Below are 12,186 nucleotides of genomic sequence, written 5' to 3'. Positions count from 1 at the left end.
AGGTCGCCTGCCTCTGCGCTGACGCCATCAACCCTCGTGGAAAAGGGTGATCCGTCGCTCCAACGCGGGTCTCTCGGTTCCAGCAGCGAAAGGACTCAAACGTGAGGCCCGTAGCCAAGGCCTTCGCCGGTGTCGCGCTGGGTGTCCTCGCGCTGGCCGGATGCGGTCAGCAGGGCACGCCCGCCACCTCCGCCACCTCCAGCGCGTCCGCCTCCGCCGCCCCGGCCGCCGGGGCGTTCCCCGTCACGGTCCAGGCCGGCAACGGCCCGGTGACCATCGCCAAGAAGCCCGAGCGCGTGGTGTCGCTGTCGCCCACCGCCACCGAGACGCTCTTCGCCATCGGCGCGGGCGCCCAGGTCGTGGCCGCGGACGACCAGTCGAACCACCCGCCGCAGGCCCCCAAGACCGACCTGTCGGGCTTCAAGCCCAACGTCGAGGCGATCGCCGCGCACAAGCCCGACCTGGTGATCGTGGCCAACGACACCGACAACGTCGTCGCCGAGCTGGGCAAGCTCAACGTGCCCGTCCTGCTCGAGCCGGCCGCCACGAAGCTGGAGGAGGCCTACGACGAGATCGCCGACCTCGGGGCGGCCACCGGCAACAAGGCCAAGGCCGACGAGCTCGTCGCGTCCATGAAGAGCGAGCTGGAACGGCTGGCCGCCGCGGCCCCCAAGGGCAAGGGGCTGACCTACTACCACGAGCTGGACCAGACGCCGTTCGCCGCGACGTCCAAGACCTTCATCGGGCAGATCTACTCGCTGTTCGGGCTGGTCAACATCGCCGACAAGGCGCCCGACGCGGCCGGCGGCTACCCCAAGCTGTCGCCGGAGTTCGTCGTGCAGGCCGACCCCGACCTGATCTTCCTGGCCGACGTGAAGTGCTGCCAGCAGAGCAAGGAGACGCTGGCCAAGCGGCCCGGCTGGAAGAACCTGTCGGCGATCAAGAACGACCGGGTGGTCCAGCTGGACGACGACATCGCCTCCCGCTGGGGGCCGCGCGTCGTCGACCTCGCCAGGACGGTCTCCGAGGCGGTCGCCAAGGCCGCCCAGTGAGCGCCGGGAGGGCGGCGTGAGGGCGGGCAAGGCGAGGCCGCTCCTGGTCGCGGCGGCGGCCGGCCTGCTGCTCGCGTCGATGCTCGCCGGGCTGCTGGGCGGCGCCGCCGACATCTCCCCGCGGCAGGCCGTCCTCCAGGCGCTCGACTGGCTCCCGCTCGTGGAGGTCGACTCCGGCCTGGCCGCCGTCGAGCAGGCCCTGCTGGCCGACCTGCGCCTGCCCCGCGTGCTCGTCGCCGCGACCGTGGGCGGGCTGCTCGCGGTCGCCGGAGCCGGTTACCAGGGCGTGTTCCGCAACCCCCTCGCCGACCCCTACCTGCTGGGCGCCGCGGCAGGCGCCGGCCTGGCGGTCACCGTCGTGATCGTCGCCCTCCCCGGCCTGGCCACGAGCATCCCCGTGGCCGCCTTCGTCGGCGCGGTCGGCGGCGTCATGCTCGCCTACGCCCTCGGCAACACCGCGGGGCGCGCGGGCGGCACCGCCACGCTCGTGCTCGCCGGGGTGGCCGTGACCTCCTTCCTCACCGCCGTGCAGACCTTCGTCCAGCAGCTGGAGGTCGAACAGCTGCAGAAGATCTACTCCTGGATCCTCGGCGACGTGGGCGGCGGCTGGGACCAGTTCTTCCTCGTCCTGCCGTACGCCGTGGTGTCGGTGACCGCGATGCTCGCGCACGGCCGGATGCTGGACGTGCTGTCGGTGGGCGACGACGAGGCCGCCAGCCTGGGGATCAGGGCCGCCCGCGTGCGCCTCGCCGTGCTGCTGGCCGCCTCCCTCGCCACCGCCGCCGCCGTGGCCGTCAGCGGGCTCATCGGCTTCGTCGGCATCGTCGTCCCCCACATCGTGCGGCGGATCTTCGGCGGCTCCTACCGCGTGGTCCTGCCCCTGTCGCTGGTGGTGGGAGCCGCCTTCCTCGTGCTGGGCGACCTGCTGGCCCGCACCGTGATGGCCCCCGCCGAGCTGCCCATCGGCGTGGTCACCATGTTCGTGGGCGCGCCGTTCTTCGTCGCGGTGCTCCGCATGACGCGGAAGGCGGCCACGTGATCGCCGCCGAGGGCCTGTCGGTCCGCCTCGGCCGGGCCGAGGTGCTCCATGACGTGTCCCTGCACGTACGGCGAGGCGAGTGGCTGGCCGTGATCGGCCCCAACGGCGCGGGCAAGTCGACCCTGCTGCGCGCCCTCATGGGCCTGGCCGGGCACCGCGGCACGGTCACGCTCGACGGGCACCCCCTGGAGCGCCTGCGCCCCCGCCAGCGGGCCCGCCTCGTCGCCTACGCGCCCCAGACGCCCCTGCTCCCGCCCGACATGACGGTCTTCGACTACGCCCTGCTGGGGCGCACGCCGTACATCCCCTACCTGGGCCGGGAGAGCAGGCACGACCGGGCGGTCACCGAGGGGGTCCTGGCGCGGCTGGACCTGACCGAGCTGGCCGGCCGGTCCCTGGACCACCTGTCGGGCGGCGAGCGGCAGCGCGTCGTGCTGGCCAGGGCGCTGGCCCAGCAGGCGCCGGTGCTGCTGCTGGACGAGCCGACGACCGCCCTGGACCTGGGCCACCAGCAGCAGGTGCTCGACCTGGTCGACCGGCTCAGGATCGCCGACGGGCTCACGGTCGTGTCCACCCTGCACGACCTGTCGCTGGCCGCGCAGTACGCCGACTCGCTCCTGCTGCTGTCCCGCGGCCGCGTGGCCGCCTCGGGAACGCCCGCCCAGGTGCTCACCGAGGCCGTGGTCGGGCGGCACTTCGGCGCGCATGTCAAGATCGAGCCCGGGCCGGACGGGCGGCCCGTCGTCCATCTCGTCAGGGGAGGGCCATGATCCTGTCGTACCGGGTCGAGGACGGAGTCAGGCTCGGGACGCTGCTGTGGGAGTTCGGCCCCGGCCACCGGGCGATCTCCTCGGCGCTGCTCGGCGGCGGCATCGGGCCGGTCGGCTGGGTGGTCAACGCCCAGGTGGCGGCCGGGTACTCGCGCATGGACCCGGCCGAGCACCTGCGCTCCCTGGCGCCCGCCGGGCGCGGGGTGGGCATGATGACGGCCGCCTACGTCTCCCGGTACGTCCGCGCCCGCGACGGCGGCGTGGAGGCGGTCGCGACCGTCGGGCTGCGCGTCCCCACGTGGGCCGCCGCCTCGCCGGGCAGCGCCGACGCCGAACTGCGGCCCATCAGGGTCGGCACGATCAACGTCGTCGCCACGCTGCCTGTGGCCCTGTCCGACGCCGCCCTGGTGAACGCCGTCATGACGGTGACGGAGGCCAAGACCCAGGCGCTGGTCGAGACCGGCTTCCAGGGCACGGGCACCGCCTCGGACGCCGTGTGCGTGGTCGTGCCGTCCGCGGGGGAGGAGGAGCCGTTCTGCGGCCCGCGCTCGACCTGGGGCGCGCGCCTGGCCCGCGCGGTCCACCAGGCGGTACGGCGGGGCGCCGAGGACTGGCGCGAGGTGGCCGCCCGGGTGGACTACGAGCCGCTCGCCCGCCCCATCGAGCCCACGCCCTAGTACGGAGAGCCCGCGCGCAGCCGTTCCAGCAGGTGGTCGTGCACCTCGGTGACGGCAGGCACGGCCCGCCCGCCCGACCGCACCGCCAGGTATCCCGTGTTGATCGGCGGCGGCTCCGGCCGGGCGAGCGCCACCAGTACGCCCGCGGCCAGGTCGCGCCGGCACAGGTAGGCGGGCAGCACCGACACGCCCATCCCGGCGCGGACGGCCTGCAGGACGCCGCGCAGGTCGGGGATCACCACCTGCGCGTCCATGGCCGGGCGCGTGCCGTGGACCGTGCGCCAGTAGCGGCGGATGATCGGCAGGTCCTCGGCGTAGGCGATGACCGGGGCGCCCCGCCGTACCGGGTCGGGGTGGCGCACGGCCAGCTCCGGCGAGGCGACCAGCACGAACTCCTCGTCGTAGGCCGCTTCGGCGCGCACACCGCGCAGCCGCGGCCGGATCGTGGACACCACCAGGTCCAGCCGCCCGGCGGCGAGGGCCTGCAGCAGGTCGTCGGCCAGGCCGAAGGTGACGCGCAGCCGCAGGCCGCCGCGCACGAGCGGGGCCAGCAGCGGCAGCACGACCTCGGTGAGGAATTCGGCCGGGCCGCCCAGGTGGAGCGTGTGCCCGGTGGGCAGCTCCGAGCCGATCACCGCGTCGAGCGTGTCGAGCGCGCCCGCGACCCGGCGGGCCAGCTCGTCGGCCACGGCCGTGGGGGCCACGCCCCGCGGCAGCCGGTCGAACAGCGGCCGGTCCAGCGCCGCCTCCAGGGCCTTGATCTGGGCGGTCACGGCAGGCTGCGACAGCCCGAGCGTCTGGGCGGCGGCGGTGATGGAGCCGGTCCGGTGCACGGCCAGGAACGTCCGCAACAGGTCCAGCGAAAGCGGCATATCAGAATTCTGATGGCTGTGCCCATGTTTGGCTATTTGTGGCCGATGGCGGGACGGGGTCATCATCAAGGCATGAGCAAGCGCATTCTGATCGCCCTGACCAGCCACGACGACCTCGGCGGTATCCGGCGGACCGGGTTCTACGTGCCGGAGGCGGCGCACCCCTGGGAGGTCTTCCACAAGGCCGGTTTCGAGGTGGAGGTCGCCAGCGTGCGGGGCGGCGAGCCGCCGCAGGACGGCTACGACGCCGAGGACCCCGTCCAGCGGGCCTTCCTCGAGACCGTCGACCTGACCGCCACCCCGTGCCTGGCCGACCTGGACCCCTCCCGCTACGACGCGGTGCTCTACGCGGGCGGGCACGGCACCATGTGGGACTTCCCCGACGACCCCGGCGTGATCCGCATGGGCCGGGAGGTCTATGAGCGCGGCGGCGTGGTGGCCGCCGTCTGCCACGGCCCGGCGGCGCTGGTCAACCTGACCCTCTCCGACGGATCCCCCCTGGTCGCGGGCAAGAGGGTGGCGGGGTTCACCAACGCCGAGGAGGAGGCCGTGGGCCTGGCCGAGGTGGTGCCGTTCCTGCTGGCCGACGCGCTCACCGGGCGCGGGGCGACGCACGTGCCGGGGCCGGACTTCCAGCCGCAGGTCGTCGTCGACGGCCGCCTGGCCACGGGCCAGAACCCCGCCAGCGCCGCCCCGCTCGCCGAACGCGTGGTCGAGCTGCTCAGCTGAGCACGTGCCGCACCGCGTCGACCGCGGCGACCACCCGGGGAGGTCGGCGTACGGCACGCGGTGGAGCGGGCGGCTCAGCCGCCGTCCCAGCCGTAGTCCTCCCTCGCGCCGCGCGGGGACACGCGACCGGCGCGGAGGTCCGCCTCCACCTCCTCGCGCGGCCGCTCATGCGGCGAGCCGAGCCCGCCCCCGCCCGTCGTCTCCACCACGAACGCCTCCCCGGCGGCGAAGAAGACGTTGTTGGCCTTCGACGGCAGCCGCTCCAGCGTGCCGTCGAGGCGGCGCCGGAAGAACCCGCCGGTGCGCCCCGGCCGCCCGCCGCCGCGCCCGGGAGGCGGCAGGCGCAGCCGGTCGCCGCGCGTGGTGACGTGGCAGTCGGCCAGGAAACGGAAGACCGTCCGCGTGGCCAGGCCCCCGCGGTACCGGCCGGGCCCGCCAGAGTCCGGCACGGTCTCCACCGACTCCACGACGATCGGGCAGCGGCTCTCCACCGGCTCGGCCTGCGGCACCGAGTTGCGGCCGAGCCCGAAGTGCACGCCCGTCGCGTCCGGCCCGTCCAGCCCGGCCCGCGCGCCCACGCCGCCGAAGTCGTAGGACAGGTGGATCCAGTACGGCGCGCCGACGGCCGCGATCGAGAACGGCTGGAGGATGCCGCTGGGCGCGATGGCACGCTCCGGCACGGCGTCCGACAGCGCCTGGAAGACGGCCTCCATGGCCGCGTAGACCGGCACGAACCGGCCGCCGCAGGGGTGCGGCGGCCGGGCGTTGAGCAGCGACCCCTCCGGCAGGCGGATGTCCAGGGCGCGCAGGCAGCCCTCGTTCATCGGGATCGTGGGGTCCAGGAAGCACCGCACGCCGAACACGGCGGCGGCCAGAGACTGGGAGGCCGAGGCGTTGACGGCGGCGGGGACCTGCGGGTCGGTGCCCGCGAAGTCGGCCACGACCCGCGGCGGCTCCCGCTCGACGGTCACCGCCACCCGCACCACGAGCTCGCGGCCCGGATGGACGCCGTCGTCGTCGATGGGGTAGGCCGCCTCGAACCGCCCGGCCGGCAGGCCGGTGATCGCGGCCCTGGTCCTGGCCTCGGTGTAGTCCAGGTACTCCGCGATCCCCTCGGCCAGGCCCGCCTCGCCGTACTCCCCGGCCAGCCGCTCCAGCCGCGCCGCCGCGACCGCGGTCCCGGCCACCAGGGCCCGCACGTCGCCCATCACCTTGTCGGGGGTGCGGCTGTTGGCGCGCAGGATCGCCTCGACGGCCCGGTCCAGGCCGCCGGCGGTGGCCAGCCGTACCGGGGGCAGCTGGAGGCCTTCCAGGAAGACGTCGGTGGCCAGCGGCGCCATGCCGCCCGCCGACAGGCCGCCCAGGTCCGAGACGTGGATCATGGTGGCGGTGAAGTACCGCGGGGCGCCAAAGACGAACACCGGCCGGAAGACCAGCAGGTCGTTGGTGTGCACGCCGCCCCGGTAGGCGTCGTTGAGCGCGTAGACCTCGCCGGGCCGCATCGAGGCGGCGGGGAAGTCCTTCAGCACCTCCGGCAGCGCGGCCCGCAGCGCCATGCTGTTCATCAGCGTGGTGGCCATGGACTGGGCGACCAGGCGGCCGCCTGCGTCGAGGATCGCGGCGGAGGCGTCGGAGCCCTCCACGATGAAGGTCGAGTAGGCCGAGCGCACGACCACGATGCCGGCCTCCTCGGCGGCCACCACCAGGGCGTTGCGCAGCACCTGCGCGGTCAGGGCGTCGTGGCTCACGGGCGCCGCTCCAGCCGTTCTGCCCGCTCCAGCCGCTCCAGCAGGACGGCGCGCGCCGGGTCCAGGCGGGCGCTCCAGCCCGGCGGGACGACGATGGTGGACTCGGGGTCCTCGACGACGGCCGGCCCGGCGAGCCCGGCCGGCCCGGCGAGCTCGTCGAGCCCGTCGCGGGTCAGCACCGGCACGTCGGCGTAGCCGCCCAGCTCGGGGAAGTACGCCGGGCGGCGCCGCCTGGGAGACCGTCCGGGAGGCGGTCCGAGAGGCGGCGCCGTCTCCGGCGGGCCGGGGAAGCGCCTGGTGAGCCGGATCCGGTAGCCGACCACCTCGATCTCGCCGCGTTGCGCGATGCCGTACACCTCCCGGTAGCGGGCGAAGAAGCGCTCGGCCAGCTCCTCGCGGGCGGGCGACCAGGGCACGGTCAGCTCGTGCGACTGGCCGCGGAAGCGCACGTCCGCCGAGCGCTCGACGGTCACGTCCGGGGCGGACGGCGAGACCTCCAGGTCCGCGGCGGCGTCGGCGGCCAGCGCCGTGAAGATCGCCTCAGGGTCGGCGGCGCCGAGCCGGGTCAGCACGCGGTCCGCCGACAGCGCCCCGGCCAGCAGGCCGACGGCGGAGGCGACGCCGCAGTGCGGGGGGACGACGACCGAGGAGATGCCGAAGCGCTCGGCGACCCGCGCGGCGTGCATGGGCCCCGCGCCGCCGAAGGCCACCAGCGCGAACCCCCGGGGGTCGATGCCGCGCTGCACGGTCACCACGTGGACGGCCGACGCCATGGCGGCGCTGACGATCTCGTGGACGGCGTGGGCCACCGCCTCCCGCGAGACGCCCAGGGGACCGGCCAGGCGGTCCAGCGCCTTGCGCGCCAGGGCCGGGTGGAGCGGGATGGACGCCGAGGACAGGTAACCGAGCACGAGGTTGGCGTCGGTCACCGTGGGCTCGCCGCCGCCCAGGCCGTAGCAGGCGGGGCCGGGCAGCGAGCCCGCCGAGCGCGGGCCCACGCGCAGCGCCCCCGCGGCGTCCAGCCAGGCGATGCTGCCCCCGCCCGCGCCCACCTCGGCCAGGTCGATCGCCGGCGTCCTGATCGGCACGCCGGTGCCGGCGCGCCGCCCGCCGAAGCTGCCTTTGCCGCCGACGTGGAACTCGTGCGTGATCGCGGGACGCCCGCCCCGGATGACGCACGCCTTGGCCGTGGTGCCGCCCATGTCGAACGAGATGGCCTCGCCGTACCGGGAGGCCGCCAGGACGCCGGCCGCGGGGCCGGACTCGACGGTGGCGACCGCGCGGCGGGCGGCCAGTTCGGCGGACATGACGCCGCCGCTGGAGTCCATGACGTAGACGGGCGCGCGCACGCCCAGCGAGGCCAGGCCGGCGCGCAGGCGCGTCAGGTAGGCGGCCATGAGGGGCCCGACCTGGGCGGCGACGATCGTGGTGGTGGCCCGCTCGTACTCGCGGATCTCCGGCCAGACCTCGGCGGAGGTGACGACGTGCGGGACGCGGGAGCGCAGCACCTCGGCCACCGCCTGCTCGTGCGCCGGGTTGGCGTAGGAGTGGAGCAGGCACACCGCGGCCGAGGCGATGCCGCGCCGGGCGATCTCGGCCGCGGCCCGCCGTACCGACTCCAGGTCCAGCGGCACCAGCACGGCGCCGCGGCTGTCGAGCCGCTCGGTCACCTCGAAGCACTCCACGTCCAGCGTGGGCGGGGTGAAGCGCAGGTCGTAGCGGTCCTCCTCGACGCGGGCGTAGCGGCCGAGCGGGATCATGGAGCCGAAGCCGCGCGTGGTGACGAACGCGACCCGGGCGCCCTTGCGTTCGAGCACCGCGTTGGTGGCCAGCGTGGTGGCGTGGACGACGCTGCCGACCAGGGCCGGGTCGAAGGTCAGGACCCGCGCGACGCCCCGCAGGACGCCCTCGACCGGGTCCTCGGGCGTGGTGAGCACCTTGGCGGCCACCGCGCCGGCGGGTCCGTGCGAATATACGTCGGTGAATGTTCCGCCGACGTCGACGGCGATCGCATGCACGACCGCAGCCTAACAAGCGCTTGTCTGCCTTGACTTCCGCCTGCATATTGGCAGGCTGGACAGTATCCCTCCGTAAGGAGACAGCGATGCAACGTCACATCGCGCCCGTGGCCCTTGTGAGCCTGCTCGGACTGGTCGCGGTCGGAGCGGTGCCCGCGCAGGCGCACGAGCATCCCAGCGGCATCACCGACCTTGTGACGCCGGCTGTCGTCCGCGTGGAGGCCAGCCAGCACGTCGACATCACCCTGCTGGAGCACCGCGATGCGATCGTCCCGATCGAGCGCGGCTACAACGTGCCGATCGGGTCGGGCACCGGGATCGTGGTCAATCCCGACGGCGCGGTGGTCGTCCTCACCCGCGTGGTCGACAACGACAAGGACGCGGGCGTCTACGCCGCCAACCGCATCATCGCCGACCACTACGACGTGGACATCCCGGCCGACTTCGAGCGGCACACCGTCGAGGACGAGCGCGTCAACCGCGAGCTGAACGCCTGCTACCCGCCGGAGAAGCGCGTGCGGTCGTGCTTCATCAAGGTCACCACCAAGATCACGGTCTATCCGAACCTCAACCCGCCCGACCCGAAGGGCTTCGAGGCCGAGATCGTCAAGCTCGGCGACTCGCCGGACAGCCCGGCGGTGCTCCAGCCCACCGGGCGCGGCGACGGCAGCGTCGGCCTGCCGACGGCGCCGCTGGCGGACAAGGTGCCCGACAAGGAGGGCTCGCCCGTCGCGGTCGCGGGCTTCCCCGGCCGGCCCTCCGCCACGGTCAAGCTCGTCACCGAGATCGCCCACCTGGGCAAGGGCGGCTCGGCCGGCGACTCCGGCCGGCCCTTCGCCGATCCGCAGAAGAAGGTCGACGAGCCGCCCAAGCTGGGCGCGCTCGCCGACAAGGGCCTCCTGGGCGCCCCGGTGATCGGCGACAAGGAGGGCAAGGTCGTCGGCCTGCTGGTCGGCGGCGGTCGCGAGGCCCGGATGATCGGCGTCAGGGAGATCACCGCCGCGCTCGCCGAGGCGGGGGTCCAGCCGCGCAGGGGTCAGGTGGACGCCGCGTTCGAGACCGCGCTGACCCGCTTCCACACCAAGTACTACACCGAGGCGATCCCCGCCTTCCAGCGCGTGCTCGACCTGTACCCGGGCCACACCGTGGCGGCCGAGCACCTGCGGACCTCGCTGACCAAGCGGGGCACCGCCGAGGACAAGGGCGGGAGCAAGACCACCGCGCCGGCCCCGGGGGGCGGGCTGCCGCTGTGGCCGTTCCTCGCCGCCGCCGTGCTGCTGCTCCTGGCCGCGGCGGGCGGCTTCCTGCTGTGGCGCCGCCGGGCCGTCCCCGAGGCCGCCGCGCCGTCGGGGGCGGCGCCTCCGCCGTTCGACGAGGGGGCGCACGCGACGTCGGTGGTCAGCCGGACGCAGCTGGAGCAGGCCCTGCAACGGCACCAGCAGCCACCGCAGCAGTCACAGCAGCACCAATACTCGCAGCCGCTCATGACGGCTCAGCCCCAGCAGGTCAAGTTCTGCACCTCCTGCGGCATGCGGCTGGGAGCCGGCCACCGGTTCTGCGGTTACTGCGGCCACCCCAGCGAGTCGTGATGCACGTGAACGAACGAGCCCTGATCGGTCAGGAGGTGGCCGGTTACTACATCCAGGACGTGGTCGGCAAGGGCGGCATGGCCGTGGTCTACCTGGCGCTGGATCCGCGGCTCAGCAGGAAGGTGGCGCTGAAGATCCTCAACCCGGTGCTCAGCGTGGACGACCGGTTCCGGCGGCGGTTCATCCTGGAGTCCCGTACGGTCGCCAGCATCGAGCACCCCAACATCATCCCGATCTACGAGGCCAGCGCCGACCCCGAGGGCGTGCTCTACATCGCCATGCGGTACGTGGAGGGGCTGGACCTGCGGCGCTACATCCTGGAGCACGGGCCGCTGCCGCCGCCGATCGCCACGAACATCTTCGCGCAGGTCGCCGCCGCCCTCGACACCGCGCACGCGCACGACCTGATCCACCGCGACGTCAAGCCGGCCAACATCCTGCTCGCCGGGCAGGCTCCCAGCCAGCACGTCTACCTGACCGACTTCGGCATCACCAAGCACCGCACCTCGATCTCGGGGCTGACCCAGACCGACCAGTTCATCGGCACGCCCCGGTACATGGCGCCCGAGCAGATCAACAAGGAGACCATCGACGGCCGCTGCGACCAGTACGCCATGGCGTGCGTGGTCTACGAGGCGCTGACCGGCCGGCTGCCGTTCGAGCGGGACAACGACATCGGCATGCTGTGGGCGCACCTGGCCGAGGCGCCCATGCCGCTGTCGCAGCTGCGGCCGGAGCTGCCGCCGGCCGTCGACGCCGTGATGATGCGCGCCCTGGCCAAGGCGCCCGAGCAGCGCTTCCCCGACTGCGCCACGTTCGCGGGCGCGCTGCGCGAGGCCATCAGCGGCGCGCCGGTGACCTTGCAGCAGCCGCCGCCCACGGTGCAGCCGTCGATGCAGCCCACGATGCAGCCGTCGCCGTCGCTGCCGCCGTCCCCGCCCACCGGCCCCAGGACCCGGCCCTCGGTCCCCGGAGGCCGCCGGGGACTCAGCAGGACGTGGCTCGTGCTCGCCTCGGTGATCGCCGCCCTGGCGGCGGTGGTGCTGGTGCTCATGGTGGCGCTCGGCGGGCGGGGCCAGGAGTGGACCGCGTTCAAGGGGTCCGCGGCGGCGCCGCTGACCTTCGAGCATCCCGCCGACTGGACGGCCAGAAGCCATCTCGACCTGTTCGCGGTGGTCACGCCGCGCCCCGAGGAGTTCGAGGCGCTGTTCCTCGCGGGGGCCGACGCCGACTGGACCGCCGTCGCCCCGATCATCTCCGGCGAGCCGGAGTCGGCCTCAGGCGTGTACGTCCAGGTCTCCGACACCCTCGACCTGAACGCCGACGCCGAGCACCTCAAGGCGACGCTGGACGCGATCCTGCCGGGCGAGGTCGAGATCACCAGGAAGCCGGTGGAGGACCGCGTCGGCACCAGCCGCGCCAAGCTGTTCGAGGGCACGATGCTCGACAGGAAGGGCCGCGCCACGCGGCTGTCCGTCATCGGCTACGTCGTGGAACGGCCCGGCAAGCCGCTGCTGCTGCTCTACTACTGCGCCCCCGCCGCCTGCCGGCAGGACGTCCAGAAGCGCGTCGTGGAGAGCGCGCGGCTGCTCTGACGCCGCCGGGGGGAGCGGCCTTCTCTCGTCATGCGGAAGGGTCTGGTGTCGCACCCGGCATCTCCGTGTATATTTTTCGCCATAAATGGTAATTGAC

10 protein-coding genes are annotated in these 12,186 nt (G+C 74.0%); 7 read left to right on the top strand and 3 right to left on the bottom strand.

The window, feature by feature from the left end; translation table 11 throughout:
- Positions 1 to 101: 101 nt before the first annotated feature.
- The 4 genes from BSB02_RS24825 to BSB02_RS24810 are packed head-to-tail and all read left to right on the top strand — an operon-like array spanning position 102 to position 3,538.
- Positions 102 to 1,052 carry an ABC transporter substrate-binding protein gene (locus BSB02_RS24825; RefSeq protein WP_084962395.1) on the top strand — a complete coding sequence of 317 codons (951 nt, stop codon included), beginning with the start codon at positions 102 to 104 and terminating at the stop codon, positions 1,050 to 1,052.
- Positions 1,053 to 1,068: 16 nt separating this feature from the next.
- A complete protein-coding gene (locus BSB02_RS24820; RefSeq protein ID WP_240506637.1) occupies positions 1,069 to 2,091 on the top strand; it encodes a FecCD family ABC transporter permease in 1,023 nt (340 codons plus the stop codon).
- Positions 2,088 to 2,861: an ABC transporter ATP-binding protein gene (locus BSB02_RS24815; RefSeq protein ID WP_084962393.1), complete on the top strand. Its 774-nt coding sequence runs from the start codon at positions 2,088 to 2,090 to the stop codon at positions 2,859 to 2,861. Before BSB02_RS24820 ends, BSB02_RS24815 begins: the two co-directional genes overlap by 4 nt.
- Complete coding sequence (locus BSB02_RS24810; RefSeq protein ID WP_084962391.1) at positions 2,858 to 3,538, top strand: adenosylcobinamide amidohydrolase; 681 nt, start codon at positions 2,858 to 2,860, stop codon at positions 3,536 to 3,538. The genes BSB02_RS24815 and BSB02_RS24810 overlap by 4 nt, the downstream gene beginning before the upstream one ends.
- On the opposite strand, the gene BSB02_RS24805 is transcribed toward BSB02_RS24810, so the two are convergent.
- Positions 3,535 to 4,410: a LysR family transcriptional regulator gene (locus BSB02_RS24805; protein WP_084962388.1), complete on the bottom strand. Its 876-nt coding sequence runs from the start codon at positions 4,408 to 4,410 to the stop codon at positions 3,535 to 3,537. The two genes, BSB02_RS24810 and BSB02_RS24805, sit on opposite strands and share 4 nt — an antisense overlap.
- A gap of 72 nt (positions 4,411 to 4,482) precedes the next feature.
- On the opposite strand from BSB02_RS24805, the gene BSB02_RS24800 reads away from it, so the two are divergent.
- Positions 4,483 to 5,139: a type 1 glutamine amidotransferase domain-containing protein gene (locus BSB02_RS24800; protein ID WP_084962387.1), complete on the top strand. Its 657-nt coding sequence runs from the start codon at positions 4,483 to 4,485 to the stop codon at positions 5,137 to 5,139.
- 74 nt (positions 5,140 to 5,213) lie between these two features.
- Here the strand turns inward: BSB02_RS24800 and BSB02_RS24795 are convergent, their stop codons facing one another.
- Positions 5,214 to 6,887 carry a hydantoinase B/oxoprolinase family protein gene (locus BSB02_RS24795; protein WP_169729430.1) on the bottom strand — a complete coding sequence of 558 codons (1,674 nt, stop codon included), beginning with the start codon at positions 6,885 to 6,887 and terminating at the stop codon, positions 5,214 to 5,216.
- A complete protein-coding gene (locus BSB02_RS24790; protein ID WP_084962383.1) occupies positions 6,884 to 8,905 on the bottom strand; it encodes a hydantoinase/oxoprolinase family protein in 2,022 nt (673 codons plus the stop codon). The genes BSB02_RS24795 and BSB02_RS24790 overlap by 4 nt, the downstream gene beginning before the upstream one ends.
- 86 nt (positions 8,906 to 8,991) lie before the next feature.
- Here BSB02_RS24790 and BSB02_RS24785 point away from each other — a divergent pair, with 86 nt between their 5' ends.
- Both BSB02_RS24785 and BSB02_RS24780 read left to right on the top strand, forming a co-directional pair.
- Positions 8,992 to 10,494, top strand: a complete 1,503-nt coding sequence (locus BSB02_RS24785; RefSeq protein WP_084962381.1) for a zinc ribbon domain-containing protein — start codon at positions 8,992 to 8,994, stop codon at positions 10,492 to 10,494.
- Positions 10,494 to 12,089, top strand: coding sequence for a serine/threonine-protein kinase (locus BSB02_RS24780; RefSeq protein ID WP_206184867.1), 1,596 nt, complete (start codon positions 10,494 to 10,496; stop codon positions 12,087 to 12,089). The genes BSB02_RS24785 and BSB02_RS24780 overlap by 1 nt, the downstream gene beginning before the upstream one ends.
- Positions 12,090 to 12,186: the final 97 nt, after the last annotated feature.

This window comes from Thermoactinospora rubra (genome assembly GCF_002093975.1).
GTDB classification, from domain to species: Bacteria; Actinomycetota; Actinomycetes; order Streptosporangiales; family Streptosporangiaceae; genus Nonomuraea; species Nonomuraea rubra_A.
This window is presented reverse-complemented; position numbering and strand designations above follow the sequence as displayed.